Consider the following 17,675-nt stretch of genomic DNA (forward strand, 5'->3'; position numbering starts at 1 on the left):
TTATTGGCCCTTGAGCAATGTGTTGGCGGAACCGGAAATCTGTGTCGCACCGCGCACCACCATCTGGGTTTCGATGGAGTAGTCGAACATCTTGCCCAGGGAGTGGACGATCTGGTCGACCTGTTGTTCGCCGACCTTTTTCCCCGGTTCACCTTGAGGCGACGCGCTGGCGGTGCGGATTTCTGCCGAGGCCGTTGGCGGCGCCGACGGATTGTTGGTGAGCACGTCGGCACGCTCGGAAAACGCCCGCGTGCGGTCGATGAAACTGTTCATGCGCTCCATCAGGCCCGAGCCGATCTGGTGCGGGCTGGCGCCTTCGGGCATGCCCTTGGCGGTGTTGGCCATGTGCTCGAACAGGTTCTGCGAGGCCCCGGCGGGCCCCGCGCCGGCAGACGGCGGCAGCGCCGAGGCGCCGGCGGCGAGACTGATAGTCATAGGGGCTTCCTACTCTTCGTCGTCATCGGACATGGCGTCGTTCAGCAGTTCCTGCATCTTCGGCATGATGATGAACTGACCACCGATGGTGACTGCCTGAGTGATCAACGCATCGGTGAACTCGGGGTCATCGGCTTCGTTGGGTTTGTCGGCGGCCTTGGCGTTATCCACCGCGGCATTGAACTTGGCTTCAGGGCTGGCGCCACCAGGGGCGAGATTGCTGTCTACGGCCGTTACGGACATGGTGCTGCTCCTTTACTGGGTTGGGGTTTCGGTACTGACTTGCGCGCCACGGAACACCCGCACCCCGTGCTCGCGCGCCACCGGGGCGGCCACGACATTGGGTTGCAAGTGATCCACATGCTGCTGCACCAACGCCAGGTACGGCGGTGGTCCGGACACGAACACTTCATCGCCCTCGGGGCCGTTGCGCATCGACAGTTGCTGACCGAACACATCGAGGTTGCTGAGGTAGGCCTGCAGCTGGTCGAGGTCCAGGGCGCTGGCCTTGAACAGCCGGGTAGCGATTTCATCGCTGGCGTTGAGGTACAGCAGGTTGCCGTCGAAGTACCAAGTGAGGCCGTTGGTGCTGCACAGCGTCTGCAGGAACTCACCGGCGGTGGCGCCGCGAATCGTGCTACGGGCTTTGCCACGCACCTTGTCGGAGAGCACCAGGGGCACATCGAGGTTGTGGCCGAATTCTTCCAAGGCGCTGCGCACATCCTGGTCCACCAGCACGTAGGCATAGGGCTGGGAGAACCACGCAGGTTCTTCGGCGGCGGTGGCAAAACGGCTGCCGAACAGGCATAGGACAGCCAGCAAAAATATGCTTACATGGCGTCCGCCTTCGCCAGACGAGTTGTGACGATGTCCAAGAATTTCCTGCTCGCCAGTACCCTGTTGCTGGCCGCCTGCGCCAGCAAACCCGCGACCGATTCCGACAAGTCGTTGCAACTGGCCGATGACCTGAGCAAGCGCGGCGACTACGCCAGTGCGGCCGCGCTGTACGAGCGTGCGGCGCAGCAACCCGGTGCCGGCATCGAGTTGTGGCTCAAGCTCGGCCAGGCCAGGCTCGACGCCAAGGATGCGCTGGGCGCCGAGCGTGCCTTCCAGCAAGCCTTGGGGTTCGATGCGCGCAATGCCGACGCCCTGCTCGGCCTGGGCACCGCGCAGTTGCAGTTGGGCAAGACGCAACGGGCGGTGACTGCCCTGGGCCAGGCTGCCGAGACCAGCCATTTGCCGGTGGCCTACACCCGTCTGGGTGTGGCGCAAATCCTCAATGGCCAGGCCGCGGCGGCGCAAACCGCGTTCGCCAAGAGCCTGAGCCTCAAGCCCGACGACCTCGACAACCGCTGCAACCTGGCCCTGGCTTACGCGCTGGGTGGGCAGGCGCAACAGGCGTTGGATGCCATTGCACCGGTTGCGCAGTCGCCACGCGCCTTGCCCCGGCATCAACGTAATGAGTTGTTGGTGATGGTGTTGGCCGGGTATGAGCAGCGGGTGGCCACACTGTCGCTGGATGACATTCCGGCTGCCGAACGTGCACGGCTGGTGACGGAAGCCAAGCGCATCAAAGCCATCAGTGATCCGGTGGTACAGGCTCGAGAATTGGGGCTGGTTGACCCGCGTTGAGCCTGTGATGGGTGGGTTTGTTGTGGTGAGCGGGCTTGCCCGCTCACCACAGAATGCCTGTTCAACACGGGTCATTGCTTACCCCCTGCCGCTTCGGCCTTGGCTTCTTGTTGGTCTTTGCGTCGCTGTAGCTGCTCGCGGTCGAAACCTTCGATGTAGACCTGGGCGGCGCGCCCCACGGGCGCGGCCATCACTGGGCCGGTCGTGCGGCCTTGGATCAGGTCTTGCTTGCGCTCGACCATTTGCATCAGGTTCAGGTTATTCGCGCAGCCCAACGCCAGCGTTGGTTTGAAATCATCGCCCAGTCCAATGGTGTCCGTTGCCGGCGGTTGCTGGCATTGGGTCGGCAAGCCATCGGCACGGTACTCGGACGAGTAGTACGTCGGCGCCAGGTGGGTCTGGCAACCCATCAGCGCCAGGGGCAACAGCATCAATACGCGTAAAGCAGTCATGGCAGTCCCCCTGATCAATTCATGTAGAAACCGAACGCCCCGCCGCTGCGCGGTCCGGTGGCCGCTGCGGTAGCCGGTTGCGCGTCGAGGGGCGTGGCGAGGGTGCGACCGCGTACCGGTTCCACCAGGTACGGCGTGATGAGAATCACCAGTTCGGTTTCATTGCGCTGGAAGCGCTTGGAGCGGAACAGGTTGCCGAGGATCGGCAGGTCGCCCAGCAGTGGCAGTTTCTCGATGTCCTGGCTGCTTTCACGCTGGAACAGCCCGGCGATGGCGAAGGTCTGCCCGCTGCCGACTTCCACCCGTGTATCGGCGCGGCGCACGCTGAAGGACGGCACATGGAAATTGCCGAAATCCACGGTGCCGCCGCTGACCACGCTGCTGACTTCCGGACGCACTTGCAAGGCGATGCGGCCGTTGGGCAGCAGGGTCGGGTTGAACAACAGCGACACACCGAACGACTTGTATTCGATCCCCACCAGGTCACGGTTGACCGGCACCGGGATCGCCACTTCGCCACCCGCAAGGAAGCTGGCGGTCTGGCCGGTCATGGCGGTGATGTTCGGTTCAGCCAGAATCTGCAGCACGCCGTTGGCCTGCAACGCATCGAGCATGCCGTCGATATTCACATTGCCTGAACCGGCACCCGCTGCTGCCAAGCCACCCGCCGTGGCGGCGGCCAATGGTCCGCCGGTGATCAGTCCAAAGGAAAACGTGCCGTTGTTGAACATGGCGTTCCAGTTCACGCCGTAGTGCAGCAGCTCGGAGCGGGACACCTCGGCAAAACGCACGCGCAGGTTCACTTGGGCGGAGCCTGCGTATTCGGTGGTGTTGATCGCACTCTGAAAGCCTTGCCCCTGAGGGTTGAGCAAGGCATTCAGGTCGGTCGCTTCCGCCACCGAACCCAGGGTGCCTTTAGCGACCAGGCGGTTACCGGCGCCGCTGATCTGTGCGCCGTTGCCGGGGTGCAGTGCCTGCATCGGGGTGGTCACCGCCTGGCTGCCACTGCTCACGGCCAGGGTCAGGCTCGCCAGTTGTTTGCCGTCGCTGCCCAGGGCGATCAGGCTGGTGTTGCCCGGTGCCTTGCCGAAGATATAGATCGTGCCCGGCGACACCACTTGCAGGTCGGCCACATTCGGCTCGGCCACCAGCACCGAATCCACCGGCGCGACAAAATGCAGGATGCGCCCTTCACCGGAGGCCAGGGCAATCGAGCCCCCGGCACCCGCCGCGATTTCCTGAGCCTGGCTCACGCACGACAAAACACTCAGCAACAGCACACAAAAACGCATCATGAGGCAGACGCCAGGGAAGTGACGGAAGCCGCGGCAGGCGCGCGGCGGTTGGAGATTTCGGTGAGGCTGATGGTCACCAGCGCTTGCAGGTTGTACTCGGTGGCCAACTCGCGGAACGACAGCACCGCCAGCTCCAGCTCACCGCGCAGCACCAGGCGGCGCAGGCTGCGGCGCAGTTCCGGGTGCACCAGCAACACCGCACTGTTGACTTCGCGAGTGTTGTCACAGGCCACGCGCAGTTGGGCGAGCAAGGCACGGCTGACTTCTTCGGGGATCAGTTCGCGCTGCGGCTCCTGGCGACGCAATGAGGCACGCAGTTGATCTTCCAGGCCCGGCGCCAACACCAGCGCGCCGATCACCCGGTTGCGGTCGGCGTATTGATGGCTGATCTGCCGCGCCAGCGCGGCACGCAAGTGTTCGGCCAGGCGCCCGGCGTCGGTTTCGCGGGCGCCCCACTCCACCATGGCTTCGAGCAAGGCACGCTGGTTGCGAATCGACACGCCCTCGCCGACCAACAGGCGCAGGGTTTCGGCCACGCGCTGCAACGGCACCAGGCGCAAGGCTTCCTTGACCAGTTCACCGTAGGTAGCCTCGGTGCGCTCCAGCAGCAGGCGGGTTTCCTGAATGCCGAGGAAGTCGGCGGCATAGCGACGCAGGCTGCGTTCCAGCACGCCGCGCAGCACCTCGTCGGGCATCAGGAAACCGATGCCGGCGTTGCGCAGCGTGTCTTCGTGCTGGCGTTCGATCCAGTGGGCGTTGCGGCCATTGAGTGGCGAGTCGGCTTGCACGCTGGCGATGTCCAGCAACTGCACATGCACCGGGTCGTCCTGCACCAACAGGCAGTTGATCGGCAACTCGCCTTCGTTCACCGGCACGCCTTCCAACGACACGCGGAAACTGCCCGGCGTGGCCTTGGCCTCCATGTAGATACCCGGCACCGGCACGTCCACGCCAAGCTCGGTACGCAAATCGTGGCACAGCGCTTCGACGCGCTGGCGTAACAGTTGGCGCGGCGCGCTCTGGGACACGCCGCTGCCAATGGTCAGCAGCACACGGGTATCGGGCAGCAGGTTGTCATCCAGCTCGGCCTGCACTTCGGCCACCGGTTCCGGCGTCTCGACGAGCACTTGATCTTCAGGCTGCCGGTGATGACGGCGATACATCATGAACGCAGCACCGCCAAACACCAGGGACAGACCGAGAAAGACCCAGGTCGGAAACCCCGGCAGCAAGCTCACGCCAATCATGATCAACGCGGTCAAGCCCAGCGCCCGGTAACTGGCGCCCAGTTGCTTGATGATCTCGCTGCCCAGGTCACCCGCTTCACCATCACTGTTGACGCGGGTGACCACGGTGCCCGCTGCCACGGAAATCAGCAGCGCCGGAATCTGCGCGATCAGGCCGTCACCCACGGTCAGCAACGAGTAGGTGTGCACCGCCACGCCAAAGGGCATGTCACGTTCGATCATGCCGATCAGCATGCCGCCGAGCAGGTTGACCGCGAGGATCACCAGGCCGGCGATGGCATCGCCTTTGACGAACTTCATGGCGCCATCCATCGCGCCGAACATCTGGCTTTCACGCTCCAGGCGCGAACGGCGGCGGCGGGCTTCGGCTTGATCGATGTCGCCGTTGCGCAGGTCGTTGTCGATGCTCATCTGCTTGCCGGGCATCGCGTCCAGGGTGAAGCGCGCGGCCACTTCCGCCACGCGCTCGGCGCCCTTGGTGATCACTACGAACTGCGCCACGGTGATGATCAGGAACACCACCATGCCCACCACCACTTGCCCGGCGATCACGAAGTCACCGAAGGCCTTGACGATATGGCCGGCGTCACCGTGCAGCAGGATCAAACGCGTGGTGGTGATCGACAGTGACAACCGAAACAATGTGCTGAGCAGGATCAGCGGCGGCAGCGCGGAGAACTCCACCGAGTGGCCGATGTAGAACGCCACGATCAGGATCAGGATGCTCAGGGCGATATTGAGGCCGATCAGCGCATCCACCAGGTAGGTGGGCAGCGGGATGATCATCATCACGATCGCCATCAGCATGAACGCGACGATGATCACGTCGGTGCGCTGCGCAGCGAGACGCGCCAGGTTGTTCAGGCGGTTGAGTGCACTCATGCGCCGCCCCTGCGTGCAGCCAGGTAGCGTTTGAAGCATTGACGCGCTTCGTCCTTGCGCTCGCCGTACCACAAGGCGCGGGCGCGCAGCAGCAACAGGCTGGCAGATTCGCCTTCCAGCGCCACCAGGCGGTCCAGGGCACTCAGGGCACGGGCGGCGTCACCGCTGTCGGTGAAGGCCAGCACCAGCGAGCGCAGCAACACACCGTCGTGGGGCGCGACGCTGACGGCAATCAGCAGCATCACCAGGGCGCGCTGGGACTGGCCATTGCGCCGGTACAGTTCACCAATGCCTTTGAGCAGTTGCACGGCGTCTTCGTTATCGCGGGCCATCAGGTATGGACCTCCGAGCGTTGCTGTTCGAGGTTGCGGCGCATCTCGATCTCTTCGCCGATCAGCTCGACGGCCAGTTCCTTGATGTGTGGCTCGGCGTCCAGGCCGGGCAGGATGTGTTCCATCACATGCTCCAGCAGCTCCAGGGAGCGAGCGCCGCCGAACAGCAACGAGTCGACGCCGGCGGCGGCAGTGAGCGCTTCGAGGTCACTGCGCAGGGAGCGGCGGGTCTGGGTCTTGCGGGTCTTGAGCACCGCTTCGAAGGCGGTGGCCTGGCGCGAGTTGGCCGGGCGAACCGCTTCGACCGGCGCACTGCGCACATCACTGGGAATCAACGGGCGGGGTTCGACTTTCATCCCAGAGCCTTAGCTTAAAAGCATGGTCACAGCGTGAAGGTGAAGCGCTCCTCGCCACGGGCGAGGATCACTTGGTTGTTTTCGATGCGTTCCAGTACCCAGTTGTCCGCCAGGGCTGCGCCGGGGTACAGACGCTTGCCGCTGTCGTTGATCACGTAGGGGTGGGTGCCGAACCACACGGCCTGGAAGCGCACACGCGGCGCGGCGGCATCGGCGCGGGCTGTCACACGCGGGCTGAGCACGATCTGCTGGCCGTAGCGCTGATCGAAAGCCTGCTGCAATGCCAGCCACTGCGGCTTTTGCGACTGTTCAAAGGTGCCGGTGGCACTGAGCTGGTCGTTGCTGTCACTGACCTTCACGGTGTCCAAGTGGGCGGCTTGTAGCTGCTGTTCCAGCCAGGCCCTGGCTTGCTCGCGGGACGGCATTTTCAGCGGCGCTACCTCGTCGGCCTCGACCGTTGCGGGCAACAGTGGTGCTTCGCTACGAAACGCCAGCGCGCCTGCACAGATAAACAGCAGGACGGTCGCGGCAATCCAGGGGGTAATTTTGCGTGGGGCGTCCGATGGTTTTGCAGCACCGCCAGGCCCTGCCAGGCTCACAGCCGCCGTGCCGATCCGCAGTTGCAGCGGCAGTCGCGCGCGATGGCCGCTGCCGTGGGGAATGCGCACATTGCCGGCGAGCAGCACGTCACCGCCCAGCGCTTCGACCGCTACCTGGTCGCCTTCAAACCGCAGGCGCAGGTGCAGACCGGCAATGCCGGGATCGCTGAGGACCAGATCGGCCGCCAGGTCGGCGCCGAGGGTGTAGACCGGCTGGTCGAGCACCAGGGAACTGCCCTGGTGCAAACCACCGGTCACGGTCAAGGTCGGTGCGCCAGTAGCGGCGACCGGACCCAAGGAAATCAAGGCTGTCATGGTTGGGTTTGCCCCCTTGAGCATGTGCAACGGGGTCAAGCATCAGAGGGTAAACGGGCAGCGCCGGCGCCGCCCGTTTGGCGAATCAGTTCTGCGGACGCTGTTTGGTGGCGTCGAGTTCCGCTTTTTTCGCGGTGCTGATCTCGGTGATCTTGGCCGACTTCTCGATAGCCATGTTGAAGGTCGCTTCCATCTTCGCGATAGCGTCGTCGGCGCCGCCTGCTTTTACTGGTGGGACATCAGCCATGTTCATCTCCTTGCATCGATAGGGAAGTTATTCAGTTGCGCAACAGCAAGCTGAAAGTATGCAAACCGGTGAATGCCCAAAACGTCAGACAGTGAGCCTTCGAACTGCCGTCGGTTTGCATGGGTTCCATACTACTCACGATCAAAACGCCTTCGCTGTGAAAGCTTGTGAAACGTTCAGCAGAGACGGTGTGAAAGGTTTGGCTCAACCTGGCATTGAGAAAAACTCATCCATTTTGAGCCACGGAACTTTAAGAAAAAATCCAAGACACGCTGCAGCCCCCGATTTACGTGGACTTGGCAACTGGAAGGAGATCGGACTGGAACAATAAACCGCGATGTAGATGCCCTGCGCAGCAAGGCTTGGCATTTATTTTCGCGACCACTTCACATTTCTCGCTAATAGCCTTTTGCCCAACTTCCCAGATATTTCAATTTGTAACAACAGCGACTTAATCATCGCGTTTGATAGCCCTTCCCCAGCAGCCTTATTGCTGGGTGACTAACTTTCCGCCGTGCCTGTTAGTGCAACTGCACTAATAACCAAAGGACTTGTTCACAGGCTGGCTATATATAAAACTTCCAGGTGATCTATGACCGACATGAATTATTTACCCACAACGCTCCTCGAAAACGACGGTTGCGCTGAGATTCACTTCGGCCCTTATCGACTGCTCCCCAAGCGCCATCAACTGCTCAAGCACGGACGACCGGTGAACCTGGGCAGCCGCGCCCTGACACTGCTGATTGCCCTCGCCTCGCGACCCGGCGAATTAATGAAAAAAACCGAACTGCTCGACATCGCCTGGCCGAAACTGGTGGTGGAGGAATGCAACCTGCGCACGCAGATCAAAACCCTGCGCCGTACCCTGGGTGAAGACGATGCGTTGTACATCGCCACGGTGCCGGGACTGGGTTATCGCTTTGTCGCACCGACCTGGGTCGAGCGGGCACAGAAACCGGCTGTGAAAGAACCGGTGGTGCTAGGTGTGTATGGGTGTCGCCACTGCAGTGGTGCCGGGATGATGCCGCTGTTTGCGCAGATGGGTATGCAAAACAGGTGATGGCCGCCTGCCGCGTAATCTAAAAAACCCACCACCCTGTAGAAGTCGGCTCCCTCGCCACAACAAGCCGGCTTCTACAGTTTCGATTTACGGCGTGATCGAACTCAGGTCCAGGTACCCATCCTTGATCGGCGGGCACCAGTAGTAACCACCGGTCAACGGTGTGCTGATGCGGTACAGGCCATCGACAATCCCATCTTCCAGCCCACTCATGCGGCGCAGTTGCGCTTCGAATGCATCGAAGGAGTGGCCGAACGCAAGGAACATCAACCCGGCCTGGCCGTTCTCGGCCCAAGGCATGGACCGGCGCACCACGAAGGCTTCCGGGGTGAAGCTTTCCTGGGCGGTACGCTTGGTGTGAGCGGACTCGGGGGCGTCGTCGAGTTCTTCGTTGTCGCCATGGCGGCGGCCGATGATGTGGTCGCGTTCTTGCGCAGGCAAGGCCGCGAAGCCATCGAGGTCGTGCTGCCATTGCTGGATCGCGGCAAAGCTGGCGCCGCTGTCGGTCAGGGCCGCTTCAACCGCCGCCTCATCGTGGGGGTTTTCGGTGCCGTCTTCGTAGTCAGTGAGGTCGAAGCCGGTCTTGTAGCGGAAGCCTTCGGTCATCTGCACCAGGCGAAACGCCGGGGCCAGGGCCTTTTCGAAGGCGCGGCTGCGCAACAGCAATTCACCGCGATCCACGCCGTGCAGCCACACCCACAACGCCTGTTGGGTTGTCGGGTTGTGCGCGCCCGGCCCGCTGACCGTGGGGAATGTGCGCAGGCCTTCAATCCGGGCGCCCAATGCAGTTACCAGCGGCTCGCCAAAACCGACCACCGCCGCCGAATCGGTCAACTGCACCAGCGCATCCAACGCAGCGGGCACGGCGGCCAGCGAATCCACGGCAAAAAACAGATGGCGTGCCTGCAATGGCACCGGTGCGGCAAGAATGCCCGGCTGGTACTGACTCATGTGAACTCCTTCTGAAAAGCCGCGCAGTTTAACCTTCAGCCACAGCGCTGCGTACAAGAAAGCGCGCAAGCCTTGCCATAGAGCCTGTTGTTGGGTGACTCTCTAGTCATGTTTTGCAACTATTCCAGGGGTAGCGACATGACCACCAGTAACCTGCTCACCCAGCTGTTTCCCACCTCCGCCACCGAGATTCCCGAGCAATTCCAGCTAGGGGCGCCCATTGAACAGCGTGATTACCTGGTCGACGGCCAGTTGCAGGTGTGGAACGGCCCGTTGGCCAAGGTGCAAAGCCCGGTGCAGTTTGGCGACGAACGTGTGCATATCGGCAGCACACCGCTGCTGGACGCCGACACCGCCCTCACCGCTCTGGATGCCGCCGTGCGTGCCTATGACCGTGGTCAGGGTGAATGGCCGACGATGCGCGTGGCCGAACGTATCCAGCACGTCGAAGCCTTTCTGCGGCGCATGCGTGAACAGCGCGACGCGGTGGTCAAGCTGCTGATGTGGGAAATCGGCAAGAACCTCAAGGACTCGCAGAAAGAATTCGACCGCACCTGCGACTACATCACCGACACCATCAATGCCCTCAAGGAACTCGACCGCCGCTCCAGCCGCTTCGAGCTGGAACAGGACACGCTCGGCCAGATCCGTCGCGTGCCACTGGGCGTAGCGTTGTGCATGGGCCCCTATAACTACCCGCTGAACGAAACCTTCACCACGCTGATCCCGGCGTTGATCATGGGCAACACCGTGGTGTTCAAGCCGGCCAAGCTAGGCGTACTGCTGATCCGCCCTTTGCTGGAAGCGTTCCGCGACAGCTTCCCGGCCGGGGTGATCAATGTGATCTACGGCAGCGGCCGCGAAACCGTCAGCGCGCTGATGGCCAGCGGCAAGATCGATATCTTTGCGTTTATCGGCACCAATAAAGCCGCCAGTGACTTGAAGAAACTGCATCCCAAGCCGCATCGCCTACGTGCCGCGCTGGGCCTCGACGCGAAAAATCCTGGCATCGTGCTGCCCGAAGTCGACCTGGATAATGCCGTCAGCGAAGCGGTCACCGGTTCCTTGTCGTTCAATGGCCAGCGCTGCACCGCGTTGAAAATCCTCTTCGTGCACGAAGGCGTGGTCGACCGCTTCATCGAGAAATTCAACCAGAAGCTGGCCACGCTCAAACCCGGCATGCCGTGGGAAGAGGCGTGGCGCTGACGCCATTGCCCGAAGCGGGCAAGGTGGATTACCTCAACGGCCTGGTGGCGGATGCCGCGCAGCACGGTGCCAAGGTAGTGAATGAGCATGGCGCTGAAAGCCGTGGATCGTTCTTCTACCCGGCGGTGCTGTACCCGGTGAACCCGCAGATGCGTGTGTACCACGAGGAGCAGTTCGGCCCGGTGGTGCCGATCGTGCCTTACCGCGACCTGGAGACCGTGATCGACTACGTGCTCGATTCCGATTTCGGCCAACAGTTGAGCATTTTCGGCACCAACGCCGTGCAAGTCGGGCGCCTGGTGGACACCTTCGCCAATCAGGTCGGCCGGATCAATATCAACGCCCAGTGCCAGCGCGGCCCGGACACGTTCCCGTTCAACGGGCGCAAGAACTCGGCCGAGGGCACGCTGTCGGTGCATGACGCATTGCGCGTGTTTTCGATCCGCACGCTGGTGGCGACCAAGTTCCAGGAGAGCAACAAGGCGCTGGTCAGCGACATACTGCGCAACCGTGATTCAAGCTTCCTGACCACCGATTACATTTTCTAGAGGACGATTCGTCGTTGATTAACCTGCATCTGCCTGTGTTTGCCCGGCGCCTGTTGCGCCCCCTGCTCGACCCGTACCGCCGCTATCGCCATGCCAAGCTGATCCACGCCGTGCGCGTGTCCATCGGCTTGCTGGCGACGATCCTGCTGACCACCGGCATCAACCTGCCTCACGGTGAGTGGGCGTCGGTGACGATGCTGATCGTGATCGGCGGTTTGCAGCACCACGGCAATATCGGCAAGAAAGCCGTGGAGCGTGCCTACGGCACCTTGATCGGCGCCAGCGTCGGTTTGCTGCTGGTGCTGCAACAGGCATGGCTGGGCCAGCCGTTGCTGACCTATCTGCTGATGTCGGTGGTGTGCGGGTTCTTTTCCTATCACGCCATCGGCAAGGGCGGCTATATCGCGCTACTGTCGGCGATCACGGTGTTTATCGTCGCTGGGCATGGTGACAATCCGGTATCGGACGGATTGTGGCGCACCGTGGATATCCTTATCGGTATCGTGTTGGCGCTGGCCTTTTCCTTCGCCCTGCCGCTGTACGCCGTGTATTCGTGGCGTTACAACCTGGCCAGTGCATTGCGCGACTGCGCCGCTATTTATAGCCGGATCATCAATGGCCAGTCGGTCACCGATGACGAGCATCTCAAGCTGCTCAATCGCTTGAATGCGTCGATGGTGCAACTGCGTTCGTTGATGCCGTCCGTGTCAAAGGAAGTGCGGATTTCCATGACGGAGCTGGACGCAATCCAACGGCACCTGCGCCTGTGCATCAGTACCTTGGAGATTCTCGGCAATACCCGACCGGATCCGCGTGATGAGCAGGCGATGGCACGCATGCAGGTGATGTTGAAAGCCGAGCATCGGCAGATTCGGGTGCAGTTGGTGGGGATGGCGCGGGCGTTGAAGTCGGGGGTGACGGAGCGATTGGAGCGCAGCGGACACGCAATTGGCAGTGAGCCTGCAATGAAAGCGCCGATCTACAGTGCTTTGGATGGCTATCGGTTGTTGACCGTACAGCTGGCGGCGAATGTGGATGCGATGCGTCAAAGACTGGCCAATAGTGCAGGTCGCTGGAAGATCTAAGCCTCCTCACTCAACTGATCATGAAAAGGCCGGTTTCTCTATACGATCCACCGGCCAGCACTTCACGCTTGCATTATCTCAACCCGATACCATTTAGGTGGCCGCCGAGCAACTTGTCGGCTTCCGTCCCTGTGCCACCGCCAGGAATATCCAGAAAGTAGTAATAATTGGTAAAGAGAAATGAATGGGAGAAGGTACCCGACCAGTACCACGCATACCCCATGGGCCACTTGGCTCCATAGGCTTGGTTGATGGCGCGTAGCTCATCAAGACTGGGCATGCGTAGCCCAGCATTCGCCACTGCCGTACTGATATTCCTGAACGTGTTCCTGCCCACGCCATACACTTGCACCACGTTGCTGACATAAACGTCGTAACTGCGGGTCTGCACCGGCACCGACGAATCCCTGACGGTAATCCTCGCAGAACCATTGCCACGCACGGTCACCAGCCCGCCGCCATCCACCACGGCCATCGATGTATTGCTTGATGAGTAGTTGTAGGGCGCTGTACCGCCCGAAGCCTGGCGCCTGATCGAGTTTCCTGCGCCGAAGGCTGGCAATACACCGGGAGTTCCGGGAAGTAGGTAAGTCCGAGCACTCAAGGTGACCGCAGTCTGGTCGAAATTCAGCGGCGACGTCAGGCTAATGGTGTACTGAGTGGAAAGGAAAGGTAACGCATCACTGCGCTCCTCACTGCCGTCGAAGGTGACCGCCAACGTGATCGTGACCACGCTGTTATTCGGCAGTCCCAATAACCAGGCGAGCGAGATCAACTGGTCGCGCAGGCCATTGGCAGCCTGCGACGAGTTGATCGGATAGGCCGTTAACAGGTCCTGCGTGACAGCTCCAGGACTGGAAGCCGACATCCACACCCGCTGCCCGGGGTTACTCAAGCGCCATTTGGCAACTGCGATCCGGCCGTCACCGGTAAATGTGGGTGGATTGAGGCTCCCTCCATGGGCCACGCCATTGATGAGGGCACGTGGCAGGTTGGCGGACGCAATCGTATCGAACGTGACTTTCTGCTCATCGGATGTACCCTCGCCACCTCGACCCAACTGTACGAAGTACTGCAAATGAACAGTACTGTTCACACTCCTGGCGACCAAATCATTGGGCACGTTGAAGGTAACCGTGCCACCATCCAAACCATCCAGCGGCCCCAAATCAATCGTCAAACCATTTTCAAAGGCCCAGTGAAGCGTTACCCGGTCCGTACCACCCACGTTCATGTTGGGGTAGCTCACCAGCACCTGGCACTTGTTTTCGACTGTCAGTGGGTCAACCGACACTTCCGGCCCGCTGGCAGGCGTCGAGTCTTTGATCGACGGATGAGGAAATACGTTCGGTTGGTCCTGGACCACATGATGACGAACGCCAAATAGCACAGCGTTGTCCTTCAGCGAACTGTGATCGAACGTCACCCAGAAGCTGATCGTCAGTGCAGACCAGTCTTGAAGGCGGCGCAGACGACCCACTGGCGTATATGCTGATGGGCCAAATGTGACATCGTCGTCAACAACCTTGCGGGCGACAAACGTCGACTCCTCATAGGGAGCTCCCGTGTCGAGCCTGCCCGAATAGTGCAACCACATGTGTTGCCCCACTGCGGCGTATGGGTAGGGCGGCACACGAGTCATGTCCAGATCGTCCAACAACGTTTTCTGCAACACGATGTCATCGCCAATGCTGTCGATCAGGGGCCCAGGCAAATGATGCAGCGAGAGTAAACGCACCACCAGTGTCGGTGACGGTGTAGCAAATCCATTGCGGATCACTTTAAAGGACACTTCGATATCACGGCCATCAGGATGGATGTTGTAGCCGATGGCTTCGACCGGGATGGTGAAGTCGATATGGTCTCCGGTCTGCCCTTCCTTGATTTCCGAATAGCTGCCTATTCCTGGTAGCCCCATCCAGTCAACCTGGACTTTGTCGTCGGGCTTGATGAACTTGTAACGCACCCGGACCGTCGCACCCTCCGGCCATGTATGCATCGGGTCGAGTTCATGGGTGTCGGGGTTGGCTTGCAGCACTTCGGGTATGAACAGTTCGTCCAATGCCGTGCCGATTGTCACCACCGCCTCCTCGGAATACTCGAAGACACCATAGCGCTCAATCAGGAAGCTGGCAGTGAGCGTGCCGTCCAGATTGTCATCGAAGAGCTGTTTTGGAACATCCAGCACGAGTGGATTGCTCGTTACAAACAGCGAGTATTCATACTGCGCTTCCCCACTGACGGAGCCCGTGTACTTAATGATGACCTTGTCGCCCTGTTTGAAATCCGCACGCAGCTCCAGCGTACCCACGCTGCCGACCCCCGCGGGGTCGATGTTGCCATTGATTGCATCCTGGAACACAGGTGCCTGCAGCGTTCGCGCTGGGCGTCCTACTTGTATCCAACGGCGGTCTGACTCACGTATCCCCAGTGCGCCAGTGACGATGTAGTGCACGTTGGTGTCGCGCAAGCCTTCGAAACGCGCGTATTGGGCATTGAGAAAATCACGCGTGCGCACATGCGAGCCAGCCAGACGCGAAGACGAAACCAGTTCAGAGGTGTTGTCCAAGTGAAACCCCTGAATTTGAACTGTCAAATTGTCCCCAGTGCTGCCCGACGGTTGGTAGTCCGGCATCTCCACGGTAATGCGCGGCAAGTCCGGCTCGATGAACGGTCCGTGGGCTTGGCGAACCAGAGGCCTTGGCAATTCAAAACGCCGACCGGCAACGGTAACCGTCGTATCCCTGGAGCGCAGATCATCTTCACCGTCTCTTTGCCTAACATAGGAAGCCGTCAGGGTGCTTTTAATAAGTGAGCGGACCAATTCGTTCCGGATAGGAAATTCGTAATACTTTGGAATCCTGTCAACCAGCAGCCGCAAGGACTCAGTCACATACTCACCTGTTGGAGTCGTGCCGTGCACGGTGAGCAACATAAAATCACCCACCCGAAAAAAAGCACTGTTACGCGGCACCTCTACTTCGGCAGTGGCAGAGGCCTGACCTAGAGCATCTGCATCCAGGACCCCGGTGATTACGTCCGCTTCGACGATCAACGGTTCCGGCGGCGACGATAGGTCCAACTTGACTTCGACCGGTACCGGTTTGCACCACGGCTGCAGCTCACCCGAGCGGTTGCGCACCTCGTCATACAGATAAAACTGCACGACAAAATGACCTGATCCGGCCGCCTTTATGAATTCACCATCGATATCAAACGTCAGGTCAGAACCCACTTGGTCGGCTGTGACAGGGGGTAGCTCAAAACGATGCTCGCCCCAGTAGAACATCACCAAGTCGTTAACCCGCATGTGCTCCCATGCCCGAATCGTTGCAGTAACCCCCCTGTCTGCGACGACAGCGTCAATAAATGTAACCGAAAGGGTCAGCATCAGTTTGGAGTGCCAATTTTCATGGGGACGTTCGTCGGCACCTCCCGGACGGGTTTCCTTTACAAATATAACTTGGGGCGGCGAGGTACTGAGGGTTGAGCTGCCAATACGCTCAACTTCGCCGTAGACATCGCCTACAAAGCCCAACGGCAGAATGCTACGAGGAATGTTTAGGTAGACTCTATTATTAGTGATTTCGTCAGCCTTAACGGTGTCCTCCCCCAGCACCAGATCTCCCTGCTTGAACCGATAGATGTCACCCTCGGAAAATCCTACCCAACGCTCAAAGACAACATCCAGTCCCTCCTCAATATGACGGATGCCCAGACCATAGGACGCGTTCTCGACCGGTATAACCTGCGCAGGGGAGGTATAGGGAGAGTCCAGATCCTCAATAATGGTAAACCCGGGGCGGGTGTCCGACGACTTCACCACGGGAGATGGTTTTTTTCGCGGAGCAGGCCTGGCAGTGCCTGACGCGGACAATTCAGAGGATGCGGAAGCCGGTGTCTCGGCGTCCTCGACTGAGGATTTGGGGGCCTTGGGTTTGGCAGACATGATTTTTCTCCGGGTTTAAGCCCGTGCAGGTCGTACACGAGTCAGGGGAAAATCACACGCCTGATCACTCAACGTGTCTAGCTGTCAAAGTTGACAGTAGCGAAGAGTGATCGTTTGAAGTAGTGGTTTGAATGCTTGAACTATCGCAATTTACACATCATTTCTTACATATTTTTCACGTTTTATTCACATCCTGGAACGTAGTGTGAAGCCTCATCCGTTACAAATGTTGCACATCAAGCCCGCCGCCCCAGCGGGCTTTTTTTTGCCTGGGATTTGAGTCAACGCGCGGCCTTGCTCGCTGGCGCGGCAGATTGCTCACGAATCGCCCGCTGGGTATCCAGCACCTTGGCCAAGGCATGTTCCGCCTCAGGGCTTTGCTGCGGCACGCGAATCGCTGCCGACACCAACGTGATCAACTTGGCCATCACCTCGGCATCCGTGGCCGGGCGGCCCAGGCTCATGGAGTTCATCAGCAGGCGCAGTTCGGTACCGGCCATCACCCCGGAAATCGCCTTGAGGGCAAATTGCAGGCGCACGCCGAGTTCATTGCGCGGCAGGTCCGGCAGGGCCAGGGCAAAGGCTTCGAAGAACCGCTGGAACACCGGCTGGTAGTGAACCTTGAGGTATTCCTGGATGAACGGCGACGTGTCGCTGTACACCCGCCCCAGGAAACGGATGAATGAACGCCCTTCCCCACTGGCGCTGGCGGGATCGCTGCGCTCCAGGCCCATGGCCGGGGCAAACAGCACGCCGAGCAAAGTGTCGCAGTCCAGAGGGCCGTCGGACTCGGCCTCACAACGCGCGAGCAGTTCCAGGCGCTGCTCGTTGAGCGGTTCCAGGCGCTGCTTGAGCAGGGTCTGCATCAGGGAGTCCTTGTCCCCGAAGTGGTAGTTCACCGCAGCCAGGTTCACCTGGGCACGCTCGGTAATCTGCCGAAGCAGAACGGCGTCGTAGCCATACTTTATGAAGAGAGCCTCTGTCGCATCCAGCAATCGAGTCTTGGTGATGTTTGGAGCGCTGACTTTCTTCGCGACCATAGAAGTTCCACGTAGGAAATATTGTTTAAAAAAATAATTTG

At 60.4% G+C, this 17,675-nt stretch carries 16 protein-coding genes and 1 pseudogene; 4 read left to right on the forward strand and 13 right to left on the reverse strand.

Features of this window, described 5'->3' with window-relative positions:
- The 3 genes from RB216_RS17830 to RB216_RS17840 are packed head-to-tail and all read right to left on the reverse strand — an operon-like array spanning window position 1 to window position 1,254.
- The gene (locus RB216_RS17830; protein ID WP_236318414.1) at window positions 1-435 is read right to left on the reverse strand and encodes a hypothetical protein; all 435 of its coding nucleotides are present in this window, start codon (window positions 433-435) and stop codon (window positions 1-3) included.
- A gap of 9 nt (window positions 436-444) precedes the next feature.
- Window positions 445-678, reverse strand: coding sequence for a hypothetical protein (locus tag RB216_RS17835; protein ID WP_028616832.1), 234 nt, complete (start codon window positions 676-678; stop codon window positions 445-447).
- A gap of 12 nt (window positions 679-690) precedes the next feature.
- Entirely contained in the window at window positions 691-1,254 is a 564-nt protein-coding gene (locus RB216_RS17840) for a hypothetical protein (protein ID WP_028616833.1), read from the reverse strand.
- A 48-nt stretch (window positions 1,255-1,302) separates the two neighbouring features.
- Between RB216_RS17840 and RB216_RS17845 the strand changes: the two genes are divergently transcribed.
- On the forward strand, window positions 1,303-2,067 hold the full coding sequence (locus RB216_RS17845; RefSeq protein ID WP_122683877.1) for a tetratricopeptide repeat protein: 765 nt from the start codon (window positions 1,303-1,305) through the stop codon (window positions 2,065-2,067).
- Window positions 2,068-2,138: 71 nt separating this feature from the next.
- Here RB216_RS17845 and RB216_RS17850 read toward each other — a convergent pair whose 3' ends face one another.
- The 7 genes from RB216_RS17850 to RB216_RS17880 form a co-directional block, all read right to left on the reverse strand.
- A complete protein-coding gene (locus RB216_RS17850) occupies window positions 2,139-2,519 on the reverse strand; it encodes a hypothetical protein (protein WP_236318413.1) in 381 nt (126 codons plus the stop codon).
- A gap of 14 nt (window positions 2,520-2,533) precedes the next feature.
- A complete protein-coding gene (locus RB216_RS17855) occupies window positions 2,534-3,814 on the reverse strand; it encodes a type II and III secretion system protein family protein (protein WP_068931656.1) in 1,281 nt (426 codons plus the stop codon).
- Window positions 3,811-5,943 (reverse strand): type III secretion system export apparatus subunit SctV, encoded by a 2,133-nt coding sequence (sctV, locus tag RB216_RS17860; RefSeq protein ID WP_028616837.1) that lies wholly within the window; start codon window positions 5,941-5,943, stop codon window positions 3,811-3,813. The genes RB216_RS17855 and sctV overlap by 4 nt, the downstream gene beginning before the upstream one ends.
- On the reverse strand, window positions 5,940-6,275 hold the full coding sequence (locus tag RB216_RS17865) for a tetratricopeptide repeat protein (protein ID WP_028616838.1): 336 nt from the start codon (window positions 6,273-6,275) through the stop codon (window positions 5,940-5,942). The genes sctV and RB216_RS17865 overlap by 4 nt, the downstream gene beginning before the upstream one ends.
- Complete coding sequence (locus tag RB216_RS17870; RefSeq protein ID WP_308907673.1) at window positions 6,275-6,631, reverse strand: hypothetical protein; 357 nt, start codon at window positions 6,629-6,631, stop codon at window positions 6,275-6,277. The genes RB216_RS17865 and RB216_RS17870 overlap by 1 nt, the downstream gene beginning before the upstream one ends.
- Before the next feature lie 26 nt (window positions 6,632-6,657).
- Window positions 6,658-7,545 carry a SctD/MshK family protein gene (locus RB216_RS17875; RefSeq protein ID WP_028616840.1) on the reverse strand — a complete coding sequence of 296 codons (888 nt, stop codon included), beginning with the start codon at window positions 7,543-7,545 and terminating at the stop codon, window positions 6,658-6,660.
- A gap of 85 nt (window positions 7,546-7,630) precedes the next feature.
- Entirely contained in the window at window positions 7,631-7,792 is a 162-nt protein-coding gene (locus RB216_RS17880) for a hypothetical protein (RefSeq protein WP_016969018.1), read from the reverse strand.
- A gap of 601 nt (window positions 7,793-8,393) precedes the next feature.
- On the opposite strand from RB216_RS17880, the gene RB216_RS17885 reads away from it, so the two are divergent.
- Window positions 8,394-8,855: a winged helix-turn-helix domain-containing protein gene (locus tag RB216_RS17885; RefSeq protein WP_372514812.1), complete on the forward strand. Its 462-nt coding sequence runs from the start codon at window positions 8,394-8,396 to the stop codon at window positions 8,853-8,855.
- A gap of 87 nt (window positions 8,856-8,942) precedes the next feature.
- Here the strand turns inward: RB216_RS17885 and RB216_RS17890 are convergent, their stop codons facing one another.
- On the reverse strand, window positions 8,943-9,806 hold the full coding sequence (locus RB216_RS17890; RefSeq protein ID WP_308907674.1) for a Dyp-type peroxidase: 864 nt from the start codon (window positions 9,804-9,806) through the stop codon (window positions 8,943-8,945).
- Window positions 9,807-9,944: 138 nt separating this feature from the next.
- On the opposite strand from RB216_RS17890, the pseudogene RB216_RS17895 reads away from it, so the two are divergent.
- Window positions 9,945-11,560, forward strand: a pseudogene (locus RB216_RS17895) (NADP-dependent glyceraldehyde-3-phosphate dehydrogenase).
- 23 nt (window positions 11,561-11,583) lie between these two features.
- Entirely contained in the window at window positions 11,584-12,645 is a 1,062-nt protein-coding gene (locus RB216_RS17900; protein ID WP_028616844.1) for an FUSC family protein, read from the forward strand.
- 73 nt (window positions 12,646-12,718) lie between these two features.
- Here RB216_RS17900 and RB216_RS17905 read toward each other — a convergent pair whose 3' ends face one another.
- Both RB216_RS17905 and RB216_RS17910 read right to left on the reverse strand, forming a co-directional pair.
- Window positions 12,719-16,594 carry an immunoglobulin-like domain-containing protein gene (locus tag RB216_RS17905; RefSeq protein ID WP_308907675.1) on the reverse strand — a complete coding sequence of 1,292 codons (3,876 nt, stop codon included), beginning with the start codon at window positions 16,592-16,594 and terminating at the stop codon, window positions 12,719-12,721.
- A gap of 281 nt (window positions 16,595-16,875) precedes the next feature.
- Window positions 16,876-17,634 (reverse strand): TetR/AcrR family transcriptional regulator, encoded by a 759-nt coding sequence (locus RB216_RS17910; RefSeq protein WP_016977465.1) that lies wholly within the window; start codon window positions 17,632-17,634, stop codon window positions 16,876-16,878.
- Window positions 17,635-17,675: the final 41 nt, after the last annotated feature.

The organism is Pseudomonas canadensis, assembly GCF_030980095.1.
Lineage (GTDB): Bacteria > Pseudomonadota > Gammaproteobacteria > Pseudomonadales > Pseudomonadaceae > Aquipseudomonas > Aquipseudomonas canadensis.